The sequence below is a fragment of the Amycolatopsis lexingtonensis genome (assembly GCF_014873755.1).
GTDB classification, from domain to species: domain Bacteria; phylum Actinomycetota; class Actinomycetes; order Mycobacteriales; family Pseudonocardiaceae; genus Amycolatopsis; species Amycolatopsis lexingtonensis.
The window spans coordinates 9,003,892-9,020,514 of sequence record NZ_JADBEG010000001.1; the positions used below are offsets into that span (position 1 = coordinate 9,003,892).

General features: G+C 69.6%; 18 protein-coding genes. 16 read left to right on the forward strand and 2 right to left on the reverse strand.

What is annotated here, in order from left to right:
• Positions 1–2 precede the first annotated feature (2 nt).
• Complete coding sequence (locus tag H4696_RS41990; RefSeq protein WP_086861251.1) at positions 3–350, forward strand: MerR family transcriptional regulator; 348 nt, start codon at positions 3–5, stop codon at positions 348–350.
• A gap of 96 nt (positions 351–446) precedes the next feature.
• Positions 447–1,313, forward strand: a complete 867-nt coding sequence (gene prmC, locus H4696_RS41995) for a peptide chain release factor N(5)-glutamine methyltransferase (RefSeq protein ID WP_086861252.1) — start codon at positions 447–449, stop codon at positions 1,311–1,313.
• Between the two features lie 129 nt (positions 1,314–1,442).
• On the opposite strand, the gene H4696_RS42000 is transcribed toward prmC, so the two are convergent.
• The gene (locus H4696_RS42000; protein ID WP_086861266.1) at positions 1,443–3,416 is read right to left on the reverse strand and encodes a M6 family metalloprotease domain-containing protein; all 1,974 of its coding nucleotides are present in this window, start codon (positions 3,414–3,416) and stop codon (positions 1,443–1,445) included.
• A gap of 543 nt (positions 3,417–3,959) precedes the next feature.
• Here H4696_RS42000 and H4696_RS42005 point away from each other — a divergent pair.
• The 14 genes from H4696_RS42005 to aroA all read left to right on the forward strand — a co-directional run bounded on the left by H4696_RS42005 (position 3,960) and on the right by aroA (position 16,012).
• Complete coding sequence (locus H4696_RS42005; protein ID WP_086861254.1) at positions 3,960–4,610, forward strand: L-threonylcarbamoyladenylate synthase; 651 nt, start codon at positions 3,960–3,962, stop codon at positions 4,608–4,610.
• Between the two features lie 74 nt (positions 4,611–4,684).
• Positions 4,685–5,842 carry a glycosyltransferase family 4 protein gene (locus tag H4696_RS42010; RefSeq protein ID WP_086861256.1) on the forward strand — a complete coding sequence of 386 codons (1,158 nt, stop codon included), beginning with the start codon at positions 4,685–4,687 and terminating at the stop codon, positions 5,840–5,842.
• Between the two features lie 48 nt (positions 5,843–5,890).
• A complete protein-coding gene (locus H4696_RS42015; protein ID WP_086861258.1) occupies positions 5,891–6,334 on the forward strand; it encodes a Cg1360 family ATP-synthase-associated protein in 444 nt (147 codons plus the stop codon).
• 521 nt (positions 6,335–6,855) lie between these two features.
• Positions 6,856–7,641 (forward strand): F0F1 ATP synthase subunit A, encoded by a 786-nt coding sequence (gene atpB / locus H4696_RS42020; protein WP_086861260.1) that lies wholly within the window; start codon positions 6,856–6,858, stop codon positions 7,639–7,641.
• Positions 7,642–7,696: 55 nt separating this feature from the next.
• The gene (locus H4696_RS42025) at positions 7,697–7,954 is read left to right on the forward strand and encodes an ATP synthase subunit c family protein (protein ID WP_033261340.1); all 258 of its coding nucleotides are present in this window, start codon (positions 7,697–7,699) and stop codon (positions 7,952–7,954) included.
• Positions 7,955–7,984: 30 nt separating this feature from the next.
• A complete protein-coding gene (locus tag H4696_RS42030) occupies positions 7,985–8,545 on the forward strand; it encodes a F0F1 ATP synthase subunit B (protein ID WP_086861262.1) in 561 nt (186 codons plus the stop codon).
• A gap of 6 nt (positions 8,546–8,551) precedes the next feature.
• Positions 8,552–9,376, forward strand: coding sequence for a F0F1 ATP synthase subunit delta (locus H4696_RS42035; RefSeq protein WP_192782820.1), 825 nt, complete (start codon positions 8,552–8,554; stop codon positions 9,374–9,376).
• Positions 9,377–9,433: 57 nt separating this feature from the next.
• Entirely contained in the window at positions 9,434–11,071 is a 1,638-nt protein-coding gene (atpA, locus tag H4696_RS42040) for a F0F1 ATP synthase subunit alpha (protein ID WP_086865361.1), read from the forward strand.
• An 11-nt stretch (positions 11,072–11,082) separates the two neighbouring features.
• Positions 11,083–12,021, forward strand: coding sequence for a F0F1 ATP synthase subunit gamma (locus H4696_RS42045; RefSeq protein ID WP_086865362.1), 939 nt, complete (start codon positions 11,083–11,085; stop codon positions 12,019–12,021).
• Entirely contained in the window at positions 12,021–13,448 is a 1,428-nt protein-coding gene (atpD, locus tag H4696_RS42050) for a F0F1 ATP synthase subunit beta (protein WP_086865363.1), read from the forward strand. The genes H4696_RS42045 and atpD overlap by 1 nt, the downstream gene beginning before the upstream one ends.
• A 114-nt stretch (positions 13,449–13,562) precedes the next feature.
• On the forward strand, positions 13,563–13,928 hold the full coding sequence (locus H4696_RS42055) for a F0F1 ATP synthase subunit epsilon (RefSeq protein ID WP_086865364.1): 366 nt from the start codon (positions 13,563–13,565) through the stop codon (positions 13,926–13,928).
• A gap of 25 nt (positions 13,929–13,953) precedes the next feature.
• Positions 13,954–14,388 (forward strand): DUF2550 domain-containing protein, encoded by a 435-nt coding sequence (locus H4696_RS42060; RefSeq protein ID WP_125312947.1) that lies wholly within the window; start codon positions 13,954–13,956, stop codon positions 14,386–14,388.
• A gap of 54 nt (positions 14,389–14,442) precedes the next feature.
• Positions 14,443–14,763, forward strand: coding sequence for a putative quinol monooxygenase (locus H4696_RS42065; RefSeq protein WP_086865186.1), 321 nt, complete (start codon positions 14,443–14,445; stop codon positions 14,761–14,763).
• A 10-nt stretch (positions 14,764–14,773) separates the two neighbouring features.
• Entirely contained in the window at positions 14,774–16,012 is a 1,239-nt protein-coding gene (aroA, locus tag H4696_RS42070; RefSeq protein ID WP_086865187.1) for a 3-phosphoshikimate 1-carboxyvinyltransferase, read from the forward strand.
• Here the strand turns inward: aroA and H4696_RS42075 are convergent.
• Complete coding sequence (locus H4696_RS42075) at positions 16,009–16,581, reverse strand: cob(I)yrinic acid a,c-diamide adenosyltransferase (protein WP_086865188.1); 573 nt, start codon at positions 16,579–16,581, stop codon at positions 16,009–16,011. The two genes, aroA and H4696_RS42075, sit on opposite strands and share 4 nt — an antisense overlap.
• Positions 16,582–16,623 lie beyond the last annotated feature (42 nt).

The window sequence follows — 16,623 nt, forward strand, 5'->3', positions numbered from 1 at the left end:
GAGTGCGGATCGGCGAGCTCGCGGAACGCACCGGCGTCAGCACGCGGCTGCTGCGCTACTACGAGGAGCAGGGCCTGCTCGCGGCGTCGCGCGACGGCAACGGCTACCGCGCCTACGACGAGGGCGCCGTCGTGCGGGTCCGGCAGATCCGCCGCCTGCTCGCGGCGGGGCTGAACACCGAGGTGATTTCGTCGGCGCTGCAGTGCGCGAGCGGCGAGGAGGCGCACCTGGACCTGTGCCCGGAGCTGGCCGGCCTGCTGCACCGCGAGCTGAGCGCGATGGACGACCGGATCAGCGCGCTGCAGCGGCGGCGCGGCGAGCTGGCCGGGTACTTGTCCGCCGAGCGCTGAGGGCGCCTCGATACGCTGGACGGCGTAGGACCGGCGCGTGTCCTCACGGGGGAGTTCCGCCTGGTGTGCCAGGCTTGACGAGGTGAAGGACGACGAGTGAACCGGCAGCCGCTGCGCCTGGCCATCATCGAGGCCACCCGCATCCTCGAGCGCGCGGGCGTCGCCTCGCCGCGGTTCGACGCCGAGGTGATCGCCGCGCACGTGCTCGGGGTCGAACGCGGCCGGCTGCCGATGGTGCCGCTGGTCGACCCGCCGGTCATCGAGGCCATCGGCCAGCTCGTCCAGCAGCGCGCGAAGCGGATCCCGCTGCAGTACCTGACCGGCTGGGCCGCACTCGGCGAGATCACCGTCGCGGTCGGCGCCGGGGTGTTCGTGCCGCGGCCGGAGACCGAGCTGCTGCTCGAATGGGGCGTCAAGTTCCTGCAGGGCCGGGAGTTCCCGGTGGTGGTCGACCTGTGCACCGGGTCCGCGGCGCTGGCGCTGGCGGTCGCGCACGCCCGGCCGGACGCGGTGGTCTACGCGGTGGACGTCGACCCGCAGGCGCTGGCCTGGGCCCGGCACAACGCCGACGTCCACGCCGACGCGGGCAACACCCCGATCCGGCTGTACTCGGGCGACATCAGCGACCCGACGATGTTCGCCGAGCTCGACGGCCTGGTCGACCTGGTGCTGTGCAACCCGCCATACGTCCCGGAGGGCACGCCGGTGCCCCCGGAGGTGGCCGAGCACGACCCGCCGCGTGCGGTGTTCGCCGAGGAGAGCGGCCTGGCGGTGATCCGCCACGCGATCGCGGCGGGCGCCCGCCTCCTGCGCCCCGGCGGCGGCCTGGCCATCGAACACGACGACACGCACGGCTCGGCGGTCCCGGCGCTGGTGCGGGCGCGGCGGGTGCTGACGGGGGTCGAAGACCACGCGGACCTGACGGGACGGGCCCGGTTCGTCACCGCGCGCCGGCTGGGCTGAGCGGTGCGGCGAAGGTCTTGAATGAGTCATTCAGGACCTCCGAAGACCTGAATGACTCATTCAAGACGCCACCGGCGCCGCAGTCCGGAGGGGACCCACCCAGCCGGGTGAGCCCCCTCCGGAGCGTCGTCAGAAGCCGAACGCCGTGCAGCTCGCCGTCGCCGTCTTCGACGGGTCGCTGATCGAGGTCGCCGTCAGCTTCACCCGGGCCGCGAGGTCGCCGCCCTGGTCCCGCTTCGCGTACGCCGGGACCTTCACGTGGCCGCCGAACTTCGCCGTCGTCAGCTCGTTCGGGAGGCGGACCGCCCAGCCGCGGGCGTCCGTCGAGACGCTCAGCCGGTAGGTGTCCGTGTCGTACGGCGCCTGCGCCCCGCGGGACGAGCCCGTGTTGAGCAGGCCGAAGTCGCAGGTCGCGAGCCCGCCGCGGGCGAACGCCGGCGGGGCCGGGGTCACGGCGGCGCCGCGCGCCTGGCTGCCCGAGCCGTCCAGCGAAGCGACCGTGACCGTGTACGACAGGATGCCCTGGCGGTCCCGGGCGAGATCGGTGATCAGGAACCGCAGCCGGTTGGCCTGGTCGGTGTACTCGTACGGGCTCGACGCCTCCGTGCCCGCCTTGAACAGGGCGTCGTTGAGCTGCCGGTAGTCGCCGATGGTGATCTTCACCGGCGTGCCGTCCGGCTTCGTGTAGTCGGTGATGCCGATGTCCTGCGGGTTCGCGTCGATCACCCAGTCGAAGGGGGCGTTGTCCTTGTTCTTCGTCTTGGTGATCATGACGCCGGAGTCCGGGGCGAACGAGTCCGCGCCCATCCGGTCGACGACCTCGACGGTGTAGTTGTCGTAGCCGCCGCCGTCGCAGAACGGGTCCGTCGCCCGGTCGCACTTCGGCGCCTTGTCCCCGCCGGTGAGCTTGATGTTCAGCCCCGTGAACGCGCCCGGCTGCGCTTCGGCCTCCCGCGCGGTGATGCGCGCGGACACCGGACCCGTCTTGGCGAGGTCGTTCCGGTCGAGCTGCAGGACGTCCGCCGGGTCGACGATGCCGAGCTTCAGCTTGTTGCGCAGCTGGTGCTGGGCACCCATCGAGCTGCCCTGCGTCGCCGGGATCTGCCAGCGCGTGTGCGGGCCGCCGGGACCGTTGAACGTGCCGCGCGACAGCATGTCCCACGGTCCGCTGTAGCTGCGTGACGGCGGGACGCCGAACGGGTTGTTGTAGTTGTCGCCGATGCCCAGGATGTGGCTGAACTCGTGGGCGTAGGTCGACTGGCCAGAGCTTTCCGCCTGCACCGAGCTGCCGTCCTGGGCGTTGGGCCAGATGCTGGCGGCCGACGCCCACGACGTCCACGGCACGTACCGCGTCGCCGCGTAGTTGGGCAGGTCGTGGTTCGGCGGTCCGAACGCGTCGGGCACGTTCTCCTTGGTGCCGAACTTCATCTCGCCGAACTCCTGCCAGGTCGAGCTCTCGTCCTGGCCGGCGGAGAGGTAGAAGACGAAGTCGAACTGCTTCGCGGTGTCGCCGACGTCGGCGCGCCAGGCGTCCCCGGCGTCCTTGCGGATGTCCCGCGCGCAGTTCGCGCCGGGCGGGCAGGCGCCCGGCTGGAACTCCATGCCGTACTCGTAGGACTTCCCGGGCATCCGGTACGGCCCGAACGCGGTCAGCTGCACGCCGAACCGGCCGCCGGAGTCCTCCATCCAGTACTCGTTGATCGTGTGCCCGTTGTTGAGGGCTTCGGGCTTGTTGAGGAAGTCCTGGTAGTACTGCGCGACGTTCGCCCGCGGGATGTCGGCCGCGGTGGGCGCGGGGTTGCCGAACACGGTCGAGCGGGCGGGGCGCGTGACGACGAAGTCCTGGTCCGGGTAGTCGGCGAGGACGACGGCGCCCTTGAAGGTGCGCTGGGTGGGCTTCAGCGAGGGATCGGCCCAGTTCGTGCCGGGGACCTTCTTGTAGTCGGACCAGGTCATGTGGTCCTGGTTCTCCCACTGCGCGGCGTCGATGGGGGCGGGCCAGCCACGGGTGAGCGGCTCGGCCGCGGCGGTGCCCGCGCCGAGCCCGGTCAGCAGGGCGGCCGCGGCGAGCAGGGCGAGCGCCTTCGGGGTTCTGGAACGCATCTGCGGCTCCTTCACTGGGAACCCACGGGGTTGGAAGGTTCCCGGTGATCGACCGTATTGAGCCACGCTGTCCCGGTTCTGCCTCGCGGCGAGGTTTACCCGCTTGCCCCACGACGAAAGTCTGGCCGGTTGTCAGGGCCGGAGCCGGAGGTCGTGAACGACCCTTTCCTGTCGTTCGGCGAGGTGAACGACTCGTTCACCGCGGCAGGGCCGGCGTCTTGAATGAGTCATTCAGGACCTCCGAAGACCTGAATGACTCATTCAAGACGTGGGGCGAGCGAGTCACCGGCGGCAGGGTGGCCTGGCCGCGCGACTTTGCCGGGCCCGTCGTCCGGCGAGGTGAACGACTCGTTCATGACGCACGGACCGGGGTGCGCCGAGCCGGGACCCGGACGGCAGGCGCTGTGGACAACTCCGGCCGCGCGGACCGGGAGCCCCGGAAACTGTCGGTGCCCACCGGTAGCGTGGAAGACGGGGGCGCCCCCGGCGGCCGGTGTGACGCGGCGAACGTCCCCGTCGGCGGCCGGACTACTCTTGGGCGCCATGAGCGTGGTCTACGACTGCAGCAAGCGCGACACCCGGGCCGACGGGCTGGCCGCCGCGGCGGGTGCGGTGCGGTCGAGCAGGCTGGTCGTCCTGCCGACCGACACGGTCTACGGCATCGGGGCCGACGCGTTCGACGCCGGCGCCGTCCAGGCGCTGCTGCGCGCGAAGAACCGGGGCCCGGACATGCCGGTCGGCGTGCTCGTCGGCTCGTGGTCCACTGTGGACGGCCTGGTGCTGGGCGTGCCGCCGCAGGCGCGTGCGCTCATCGAAGCCTTCTGGCCCGGGGACCTGTCCATCGTGCTGCCGCACGCGCCGAGCCTGCAGTGGAACCTCGGCGACGCCCGCGGCACCGTCATGCTCCGGATGCCGCTGCACCCGGTGGCGCTGGAGCTGCTGCGCGACGTTGGCCCGATGGCCGTCTCGAGCGCGAACGTCTCCGGGCGGCCGCCGGCGAGCACCGCGCAGGAGGCGCAGGAACAGCTCGGCGATTCGGTCGCGGTGTACCTCGACGGCGGGTCGAGCGGCGAGCCCGTCGCATCGACCATTGTGGATCTCACCGGCACCGAACCGGTGGTGCTGCGCGAAGGCTCGGTCTCGAAGACGGCGGTCGCGGAGGTGCTCGGTGTGCCCGCGGAATCGTTGGCGTGAAGCCGGATCAAGGTCCCAGCCGCGGCACGATAGCGTGTCGCGGGTGACCCCGACCCCGCGAGCGTGACGCACCCGTGCCGCCCACATCCGGTCTCCTCCCCATCCGGGAATACATCCTCGTCGCGCTGACCGCGACGGCCGTGACCTACCTGCTGACCGGCCTCGTCCGCCGGCTCGCCATCCGCGTCGGCGCGATCGCCAACCCGCGGGCGCGCGACGTCCACGTCGCCCCGATCCCGCGGATGGGCGGCGTCGGCATCTACCTCGGCGTCGCCGGCGCGATGGGCCTCGCCCACCAGCTGCCCGCGCTGTCGCACGGGTTCGACGCCTCGTTCGACTCGGTCGGCGTGCTGCTCGCGGCGGGCGTGATCTCGCTGATCGGCGCGCTCGACGACCGGTTCGAACTGGACGCCTGGACGAAGCTGGCCGGCCAGGTGATGTGCGCCGGGATCCTGGTCATCTTCGGCGTGCAGTGGGTGTCGTTCTGGGTGCCGTGGGGCGGCAGCGGCGACTCGTTCGGCTCGGTGCTGGTGCTCGACAAGAACCAGGGCGCGCTGCTGACGGTCGTGATGGTCGTGGTGATGGTCAACGCGATGAACTTCGTCGACGGTCTCGACGGCCTGGCTGGCGGCCTCGGCTTCATCGCGGCGGCGGCGACGTGCGCGTTCTCGCTGGGCCTGCTGGACAGCTCCGGCGGCGACGTCGGCACCTACCCGCCCGCGCTGATCGCGGCCACGCTCGCCGGGGCCTGTCTGGGCTTCCTGCCGTACAACTTCCAGCCCGCCAAGATATTCATGGGCGACTCCGGGTCGATGATGATCGGCCTGATGCTCGCGGGCGCGACGACGTCGGCGTCCGGCCGCGTGCCGTACCCGCAGTTCAGCGGCAAGGACGCGATCGCGCTGCTGTCGCCGCTGGTGGTCGTGGCGGCGGTGCTGTTCGTGCCGCTGCTGGACCTGATCATGGCGGTCGTGCGCCGCACGCGCCGCGGCGAAAGCCCGTTCGCGGCCGACAAGATGCACCTGCACCACCGCCTGCTGGAGATCGGCCACTCCCAGCGCCGCGCGGTCCTGCTGATCTACTTGTGGGCGGGGATCCTGGCGTTCGGCGCGGTGTCGGTGACGCTGTTCGACGACGCCGCGGCGCTGTGGATCATCGGGGCCGGGCTGGTGTTCGCGGTGGTCGTTTCGATCGTGCCGAGGCTGCGCTCGCGCAACCAGCCGGGTACCTGACCGGCGGGGTTCTCTACACTCGGTGCCGAACCGAGCAGGGAGTCAGCTGTGAGCGAGTCCGAAACGCAGGACCAGGAGAACCCGCACGCCAAGGTGGTGCTGCAGGCGGCCCGCGCGATGACGAAGGCCTCGTTGCTGATCACCCCGCCCGCGGTGCTGGTGTGCATCGTGTTGTTCAGCGTGCTCTTCGGGCTGCACGGCTTCCTCGGCTCGCTCGTCGGCGGCGTGCTCGCCATGATCGCGTCGCTGTCCACGCTGGGCCTGATGCGCTTCAGCGCGGGGCAGGACCCGATGTTCGTCATGGTCATCGCGCTCGGCGGGTACGTCGTGAAGATCGTCCTGCTGTTCGGCGCGCTGACGCTGCTCAAGGGCGTCACCGCGCTGCACCCGCTTTCGCTCGGCATCACCATGATCGTCGCCATCCTGCTGGCCGCCGCGGCCGAGTTCGCGGCCTTCCGCAAGACCAAGATCCCGACGATCATCCCCTCCTGACGCCGTCCGTTTTGCCGGACAGTTCCGTTACGCTCGGTGAACCCCGACGCGGCCGCCAGAGTGTGACCGGCGCCACATGACATGGCGGCCGAGCCTCGGCCCGGGACCCGTCAACTGGGCCGTTCCGGAGCAGGTCCCGTACCGGTCCGGACCTCGGTCCCGGGTGGACCCGGGACCTAAGTCCTGGGCTGATCGGTGGGTATGGAGTACGCGTGTACGGCACTGATTGACCTGCTGGTATGGTCCGCGTCAAGGGTGGCGGCTCGGCCGCGCACTCCCTAAGACGAACCGCGATCAGCAGTGTGGCGACCGTGTAGTTCCGCCTCGTCCACCTCTGGTCCGAAGTAGACCGCAGGGCAGTGTTCACGCGAGAAACCCCGTGTGCAGAACGTGAAGTCGTGTTCTGCGGACGGTGGGGTAGCCGCCTCCGACGTCCCGATACGTATCGGGTACGTTAAGTCCAGATCGTGACGATTCCCCCGGCGGAGTGAACGCCGGCCGGGAGAACCGGAAGGAGCCCAGTGGGCGCGCTGGTTTTGGCCGAGGGTGCGGTATTCGCGCCGCCCGGCGCCGAAAGCTTCGAGTTGCCGGCGTTGTTCGGCGGGGTCACCAAGCCGATGCTGCTCGTCGTGGCTTCGGTGGTCATCATCGCGACGTACTTCCTGCTGGCGACCCGCAAACTCCAGGTCGTACCGAGCAAGGGGCAGTTCGTGGCGGAGTCGATCTACGACTTCAGCCGCAACAACATCGCGCGCGAGCAGATCGGCTCGAAGGACTTCAAGCCGTTCGTACCCCTCGTTTTCGCACTGTTCACCTTCGTGCTGGTGAACAACCTCTACGGGATCATCCCCGTCCTGCAGTTCCCGACCATGGCGCGCTTCGGTTTCCCGGTCGCCCTGTCGGTCCTCGTCGTCTACCCGGTCTACCACTTCGTCGGGTTCAAGCGGCACGGTTTCGCGGGCTACTTCAAGAAGGAACTGGCCCCGCCGGGCGTGCCGAAGGCGGTGCTGCCGCTCTTCTCGCTGATCGAGTTCGCGGAGAAGTTCTTCCTCAACCCGCTGACGCTCGCCATCCGTGTTTTCGCCGCCATGTTCGCGGGTCACCTGATCCTGGCGGTGTTCACCCTCGGCGGCACCTTCCTGCTGACCGAGACGTCGAGCTGGGCGCTGAAGCCGGTCTCGCTGGTGGCGTGGATCTTCGCCATCGGGATGACCTTCCTCGAGGCCTTCATCCAGGTGCTGCAGGCCTACATCTTCGCCCTGCTGTCGGCTGGGTACATCGGCGCCGCGCTGGCGTCGGAGCACTGAGAACACAAGCCCCCGATCCACGCGAGCGCGTGGACCGAAGTGAAGGGAAATGCACGTGAGCAACATCGTTCTGGCCCAGGCCGCCGAGCAGGCCGCCAACATCAACCCCGGTCTCGCCGCCATCGGTTACGGCCTGGGCGCGATCGGCCCGGGCATCGGTGTGGGTCTGATCTTCGCCGCCGTCATCAACGGCACCGCGCGTCAGCCGGAGGCGCAGGGCAAGCTGCAGGGCATCGGCTTCTCGACCTTCGTTCTGACCGAGGTGCTCGCCCTGATCGGCATCGTCATCTACTTCATCGCCTCCGCCGCCTGAGTCCTCGGCTCATCGCTTTAAGGAGACGCCGTGCTGAACAGTGCCTTGGTCCTCGCCGCAGAGGGCGAAACGCACAACCCGATCATCCCCGACATCTCGGAGCTGATCCTCGGCATCGTCGCCTTCCTCATCCTGCTGTTCATCCTCAAGAAGTACGTCGTCCCTCGCTTCGAGGCCGCGTACGAAGAGCGTGCGCAGAAGATCGAGGGTGGCATCGAGAAGGCCGAGAAGGCCCAGGCCGAGGCCGAGGAAGCGCTGGCCAAGTACAAGGCGCAGCTGGCCGAGGCCCGCACCGAGGCCGCGAAGATCCGTGACGACGCCCGGCTCGAAGCCGAGCAGATCAAGGCGGAGCTGCGAGCCGAGGCCGAGGCCGAGTCCCAGCGCATCGTCGCCCAGGGGCAGGCCCAGCTGCAGGCCCAGAAGGCGCAGATCATCGCCGAGCTGCGGGCCGACATGGGCCGCAACGCCGTCGAGCTGGCGAGCCGCATCGTCGGCGAGTCGCTCGAGGACGAGGCGCGCCGCCGCGGCACCGTCGACCGGTTCCTGGCGGAGCTGGAGACCGCCGGTGCCTCCAACGGAGCGGGGAAGTAGACCAGAATGACGCTGCATGCTGCGAGCCGTGAAGCGCTCGGCCTCGCCGAGGAACGCCTCGGCGAGGTTCTGGCCGACGCGGGAGCCGACGCGGCCACGGTCGGCGACGAGCTGCTCTCGGTCGTCGACCTGCTGGACCGGGAAATCGGCCTGCGCCGGGCGGTGAGCGACGCCTCGGCGACATCGGAGGCGCGCACCGCGCTGGTGCGCCGGCTGTTCGACGGCAAGCTGTCCGAACCGGCCCTGAAGGTGCTCGACGCCGTGGCGGGCAGCCGCTGGTCCAGCCCCCGCGAGCTGACCGACGGGCTCGAGTCGCTCGGTCGTTCGGCCCTGCTGACCGCGGCCGAGAAGACCGGGAACGTCGACACCGTCGAGTCCCAGCTCTTCCAGGTCGCGCGGGTCGTGGCCAACCACCCCGAGCTCGAGAAGGCGCTGTCGGACCTGACCGGTTCCGCCGACGCGAAGCGCACCCTGGTGCGCGGGCTGTTCGCCGACAAGGTGGACGTGATCACCGAGACCCTCGTCGAGCAGGTCGTCCGCCGGGCCAAGGGCCGCGGCGTCGGCGTCGGGCTCGACAAGCTGGTCAAGCTGGCCGCGGAGCGGCGTCAGCGCTCGGTGGCCTACGTGACCAGCGCGAACCCCCTGTCCGACGAGCAGACCGCCCAGCTGGGCGCGAAGCTCGACGCCATCTACGGGCGGCCGATCGCGCTGCACGTCGAGGTCGACCCCCGGCTCGGCGGCGGGCTCGTCGTCCGGGTCGGCGACGAGGTCATCGACGGGAGCGCCGCGGGCCAGCTGGCGGCGCTGCGCAGGCGGCTGGCCCGGGCATAGCCCCAGGTCACACAAGACTTTGCATACTGGCAAGAACGAAGCGAGAGCGGGAAAGACATGGCCGAGCTGACGATCTCCTCGGATGAGATCCGTAGCGCGATCGAGAACTACGTCTCGAGTTACGCCCCGGACGTGAGCCGGGAAGAAGTTGGCGTCGTGATCGACGCGGGTGACGGTATCGCCCACGTCGAGGGCCTCCCCTCGGCCATGGCCAACGAGCTGCTCGAGTTCCCCGGCGGCGTCCTGGGCGTCGCCCTGAACCTGGACGCGCGCTCCATCGGTGCCGCGATCCTCGGTGACTTCGAGAGCATCGAAGAGGGCCAGCAGGTCAAGCGCACCGGCCAGGTCCTGTCGGTGCCGGTCGGCGACGGCTACCTCGGCCGCGTCGTCAACCCGCTGGGCCAGGCGATCGACGGCCTCGGCGAGATCGAGACCACCGAGCGCCGCGCGCTGGAGCTGAAGGCCGCCTCGGTGGTCGAGCGCCAGCCGGTGTCGGAGCCGCTGCAGACCGGCATCACCGCCATCGACGCGATGACGCCGATCGGGCGCGGCCAGCGCCAGCTGATCATCGGTGACCGCAAGACGGGCAAGACCGCCGTCGCGGTGGACACGATCATCAACCAGAAGGCCAACTGGGAGACCGGCGACCCGAAGAAGCAGGTCCGCTGCATCTACGTCGCCGTCGGCCAGAAGGGCTCGACGATCGCCGCGGTCAAGAAGTCCCTCGAGGACTCGGGCGCGATGGAGTACACCACCATCGTCGCCGCCCCGGCGTCCGACTCCGCCGGCTTCAAGTGGATCGCGCCGTACACCGGCTCGGCCATCGGCCAGCACTGGATGTACGAGGGCAAGCACGTCCTCATCGTGTTCGACGACCTGACCAAGCAGGCCGACGCCTACCGCGCGATCTCGCTGCTGCTGCGCCGCCCGCCGGGCCGCGAGGCGTTCCCCGGCGACGTCTTCTACTTGCACTCCCGCCTGCTGGAGCGGTGCGCGAAGCTGTCGGACGAGCTGGGCGCCGGCTCGCTGACCGGTCTCCCGATCATCGAGACCAAGGCGAACGACGTGTCGGCCTACATCCCGACGAACGTCATCTCGATCACCGACGGCCAGTGCTTCTTCCAGTCGGACCTGTTCAACGCCGGCCAGCGCCCGGCCATCGACGTGGGCATCTCGGTGTCCCGCGTGGGTGGTGCCGCGCAGGTCAAGGCGATGAAGTCGGTTTCGGGCTCGCTCCGGATCGACCTGTCGCAGTACCGCGAGCTGGAGGCCTTCGCGGCCTTCGCCTCGGACCTCGACGACGCGTCGAAGGCGCAGCTCGAGCGTGGTGCCCGCCTGTACGAGGTGCTCAAGCAGCCGCAGTACTCGCCGATCCCGGTCGAGGAGCAGGTCTGCACGGTGTGGCTCGGCACGAACGGCCACTACGACTCGGTCCCGACCGAGGACGTCCGCCGCTTCAACCACGAGTTCCTCGACTCGGCCCGCCGCAAGCACGACGACATCCTGGGCGCGATCCGCGACTCCGGGAAGTTCGAGGACGAGACGGCCGACAAGCTGGTCGCCGCGGTGAACGAGTTCAAGAAGGAGTTCACGACCTCCGAGGGCAAGCCGCTCGAGGAGAACGCGGACGCCATGGAAGCCGACAAGGTCGGGCAGGAGACCGTCAAGGTCAACAAGCCCGCCCCGAAGAAGTGAGCTGGTAGCTCATGGCCGCACAACTCCGGGAACTCCGGTCGCGCATCAAGGCGACCAAGTCGATCGGCAAGATCACCAAGGCGATGGAGCTCATCGCCACCGCGCGCATCACCAAGGCGCGGGCTCGGGTCGCCGCTTCCCGGCCGTACGCGGACGAGATCACCAAGGTGCTCTCGGCGCTGGCCGGCGCGGCCACCACGCTCGACCACCCCATGCTGGTCGAGCGCCCGAACCCGAAGCGGGCCGCCGTCCTGGTCGTGACCAGTGACAAGGGCCAGTGCGGTGGGTACAACTCCAACGTGCTGCGCGCGACCGAAGAGCTGCTCGCCCTCCTCCGCGAGGAGGGCAAGGAGCCGCAGGTCTACGTCACCGGCAACAAGGGGCTGAACTACTACCGGTTCCGGGGCCGCGAGGTCGTGGACGGCTGGACGGGCTTCTCCGACCAGCCGGGCTACGCCAACGCGGTCGCGGCCGGTGATGCCCTGGTCGAGTCGTTCATGCGGGGCGTCGACGACGAGCACGGCAACGCCGACGGCATCACGGGTGTCGACGAGATCCACATCGTCTACACCGAGTTCGTGTCGATGCTGACGCAGCGGCCGACGGCCAAGCGCGTCGCGCCGCTCGAGGTCGAGTACTCCGAGGGCGAAGAGGAGAAGCCCGCCGGGCTGCTCCCCAGCTACGAGTTCGAGCCGAGTGCCGACAAGCTGCTGGACGCGATCCTGCCGAAGTACATCAACACGCGGCTCTACGCGGCCTTCCTCGAGTCTGCGGCGTCCGAGCTGGCCGCCCGCCGGACCGCGATGAAGGCCGCGTCGGACAACGCGAACGAGCTGGTGGGGAACCTGACGCGGGAGATGAACCAGGCCCGCCAGGCGCAGATCACCCAGGAGATCTCCGAAATCGTCGGTGGCGCGAACGCGCTCACCGCAGCAGGAAGTGATGATTGATGACCAGTACTGAAGCCCCGCGCGCCAAGGGGCGCATCGTCTCGGTGACCGGGCCGGTCGTCGACGTCGAGTTCCCGCGCGGTTCCGTGCCCGACCAGTTCAACGCGCTCAAGGTCGAGATCGAGTTCGAGCAGCTGCGCAAGACGGTCACCCTCGAGGTCGCCAGCCACCTGGGTGACAACCTCGTCCGCACCATCTCCCTGCAGCCGCAGGACGGCCTGGTGCGCGGCGCCGAGGTCACCGACACCGGCGGCCCGATCACGGTCCCGGTCGGCGACAAGGTCAAGGGCCACGTCTACAACGCCCTCGGCGAGTGCCTCGACGAGCCCGGCTACGGCGAGGACCTCGAGCGCTGGGGCATCCACCGCAGCGCCCCGTCCTTCGACCAGCTCGAGGGCAAGACGAAGATGCTGGAGACCGGCCTCAAGGTCGTCGACCTGCTGACCCCGTACGTCGAGGGCGGCAAGATCGGCCTGTTCGGCGGTGCCGGCGTCGGCAAGACGGTGCTCATCAAGGAGATGATCACCCGTGTCGCCCGGAACTTCGGTGGTACGTCGGTGTTCGCCGGGGTCGGCGAGCGCACCCGTGAGGGCAACGACCTCTTCCTGGAGATGTCCGAGGACGGCGTCATCAACGACACCGCCCTCATCTTCGGCCAGATGGACGAGCCGCCGGGCACGCGTATGCGCGTCGCGCTGTCGGCGCTGACCATGGCGGAGTACTTCCGCGACGTCCAGAACCAGGACGTGCTGCTGTTCATCGACAACATCTTCCGGTTCACCCAGGCCGGTTCCGAGGTGTCGACCCTGCTGGGCCGCATGCCTTCGGCCGTGGGTTACCAGCCGACGCTGGCCGACGAGATGGGGCAGCTGCAGGAGCGGATCACCTCGACCCGAGGCCGTTCGATCACCTCGATGCAGGCGATCTACGTCCCCGCGGACGACTACACCGACCCGGCCCCGGCCGCGACGTTCGCCCACCTGGACGCCACCACCGAGCTCTCGCGTGGTGTCTTCCAGAAGGGCATCTTCCCGGCGGTGGACCCGCTGGCGTCGACGTCGACGATCCTCGACCCGGCCATCGTCGGTGAGGACCACTACCGCGTGGCTTCCGAGGTCATCCGGATCCTGCAGAAGTACAAGGAACTGCAGGACATCATCGCGATCCTCGGTATGGACGAGCTCTCGGAAGAGGACAAGCTGACCGTTCAGCGCGCGCGCCGCATCGAGCGGTTCCTGTCCCAGAACATGCTGGTCGCCGAGGCGTTCACGCAGATCCCGGGCTCGACGGTGCCGCTGTCGGAGACCATCGAGTCGTTCGACCGCATCACCAAGGGTGACTTCGACCACTACCCAGAGCAGGCGTTCCTGGGTATCGGTGGCCTCGAGGACCTCGAGAAGAAGTACAAGGAAATCACCAAGAAGTGACGTCCTGAGCGCGGCGGGGGCAGTGTCCTATGTGGACTCGGGCCCCCGCCGTTCTCATAGCTTGAGTCAGACCTATTACACTCGGTGGTAACACCCCGAGCGAAGGAGTGCTACGTGGCTGAGATGTCCGTGGAGCTGGTGGCCGTCGAGCGCCGTCTCTGGTCGGGTACCGCCACTTTCGTGGTGGCCCAGACCACCGAGGGTGAAATCGGCATCATGGCCGGCCACGAACCCGTGCTCGGGCAGCTCGTCGAGGGTGGCGTGGTCAAGGTGACGACCACCGACGGCGAGACGGTCTGCGCGGCCGTGCACGGCGGGTTCCTGTCGGTCACCGCCACCGGGGTCAGCATCCTCGCCGAGAGCGCCGAACTGTCCGACGAGATCGACGTCGACGCGGCGAAGGCGGCCTTGAACGCCGACGACGAGACCGAGCGGACGAGGGCCACGGCCCAGCTCCGCGCGGCAGGTCAGTCGGCCTGAGCGCGAGACGGGCAGGAGCCGGGCCGTGAAGATCACCGTGGTCGTAGTCGGGCTCCTGATCGTGCTCGCCGTGCTGGCCGCCTGGTACGGCCAGCGGTGGATCCGGATGCGCCGCGGTGGGGGCGTGAGCGTCGCGCTGCGGTGGCGTCCGGACGCCGCGCGGTCCAGCTGGCACCTGGGGCTGGGCCGTTACGAGGGCGACGAGTTCGTCTGGTACCGCGTGTGGAGCCTGCGGACCGGCCCGGACCGCGTCTTCCAGCGTGAGAGCATGCAGATCGCCGACCGGCGGGACCCGTCCGGGAGCGAGGCCTACGCCGTTCCCGAAGGCTCGACCGTCCTGCGCTGCGAGTCGGAGACCCAGGAGGCGATCGAGATCGCCATGGGCCCGGGCGCGCTGACCGGCTTCCTCTCCTGGCTCGAATCCGCCCCGCCGGGGCGACGCCTCCCGCGCGCGTCCTGACGCTGTCTCAAACTGGGACAGCCACAGCCGCTGTTCTGGCTTACGGTTGAGCGCATGATCCTCATCGTGGTCAAGTTCCCGGTCAAGCCCGAGCACGCGGAAAACTGGCCGGACATCGTCGCGGACTACACCAGGAACACCCGGGCCGAAGCGGGCAACCGGTTCTTCGAATGGTCCCGCAGCCTCGAGGACACGAACACCTACGTGCTGGTCGAGGGCTTCGACGGCCAGGACGCGGCCGTCGCGCACGTCGGGTCGGACCACTTCAAGTGGGCCGTCGAAAACCTGGGTGCCTACATCAGCGACAACCCCCGGATCATCAACGTCCAGGACGCCTCCGACTGGGGCCCGATGGCCGAGATCCAGCCCCACTAAACTGGGGTTCGTGACCCTCGTCGAGATCCCCGGTTCCAAGTCCGTCACCGCCCGCGGCCTGTTCCTGGCCGCCGCCGCGCACGGCACCACGACCCTCGGCCGTCCGCTGCACTCGGACGACACCGAGGGCTTCGCCGAGGGCCTCGTCAAGCTCGGGTACCGCGTCGACCGGCAGCCGGGCGCGTGGACGATCGAGGGCCGTCCTTCGGGCCCCGGGGTCGCCGAGGCGGACGTCTTCTGCCGCGACGGCGCCACCACCGCCCGGTTCCTCCCCGCCCTGGCCGCGGCCGGCACCGGGACGTTCCGCTTCGACGCCTCCGACCAGATGCGCCGGCGCCCGCTCGGGCCGCTGACCGACGCGCTGCAGGAGCTGGGCGTCGACCTGTCCTTCGAGGGCGAGCCCGGGCACCACCCGCTGACGGTCCGCGCGGACGGCGTCAAGGGCGGCGAGCTGACCCTCGACGCGGGGCTGTCCTCGCAGTTCCTGACCGCGTTGCTGCTGCTCGGGCCGCTGACCGCAGAGGGGCTGCGGATCACGGTGACCGACCTGGTGTCGGTGCCCTACGTCGAGATCACGCTCGAGATGATGCGCCGCTTCGGCGTCGACGTCCGGCGCGAGGGGAAGACGTTCGTCGTCCCGCCGGCGCCGTACCAGGCCTGCGAGTACCCGGTCGAGCCGGACGCGTCGACGGCGAGCTACTTCCTCGCCGCGGCGGCGGTCACCGGCCGCACGGTGACCATCCCGGGCCTCGGTTCGGCGGCGCTGCAGGGCGACGTGCGCTTCGTCGACGTCCTGGAGCAGATGGGTGCCCACGTCGAGCTGGCCGAGGACTCGGTGACGGTCGCGGGGCCCTCGGACGGCCTGCGCGGCGTCACGGTGAATATGCGCGACATCTCGGACACCGTCCCGACGCTGGCGGCGATCGCCCCGTTCGCTTCGGGGCCGGTGCGCATCGAGGACGTCTACAACACCCGCATCAAGGAGTGCGACCGCCTCGACGCGTGCGAGGAGAACCTGCGCGCGCTGGGCATCGAGGTCGAGACGGGCCGCGACTGGATCGAGATCCAGCCGGGTACGCCCACCGGTGCGCTGATCAAGTGCCGCCGGGACCACCGGATCGCGATGGCGTTCAGCATCACCGGCCTGCGCGCGGACGGCATTACGCTCGACGACCCCGAGTGCGTGAAAAAGACGTTCCCCGGCTTCCACCAGGCGCTGGCGGCGCTGCGGGGTAACTGGGGGATCTAGGGCTGCCCGCCCGGCTGCCACAGCACGTCACCCTCGGGGTTCGCCAGCCGGGCGAGGATGAACAGCAGGTCCGACAGCCGGTTCAGGTACTTCACCGCGATCGGGTTCGTCGTCTCCGGCTCGGCCTCGTACAGCGCCCACGCGCTCCGCTCGGCGCGGCGGGACACCGTCCGCGCCTGGTGCAGGAAGGCCGCGCCCGGCGTGCCGCCCGGCAGGATGAACGACGTCAGCTTCGGCAGGCGCTCGTTGAACTCGTCGCACCAGCCCTCGAGCCGCTCGACGTACTTCTCCGTGATCCGCAGCGGCGGGTACGGCGGGTCGTCGGAGATCGGCAGGCACAGGTCGGCGCCGACGTCGAAGAGATCGTTCTGCACCACACGCAGGACGTCCGCGACTTCATCGGTCAGCTGCCCGACGGCGATCGCGAGGCCCAGCACGGAGTTCGTCTCGTCGGTGTCCGCGTACGCGCCCAGCCGGGCGGACGTCTTGGGCACGCGGGACCCGTCGCCGAGCGCGGTCGTGCCGTTGTCGCCGACCTTCGTGTAGACGCGGTTGATGCGAACGACCATGAACCCACCATAGCGGCCCCCGCCCGGGCCGAATCCGGGCGA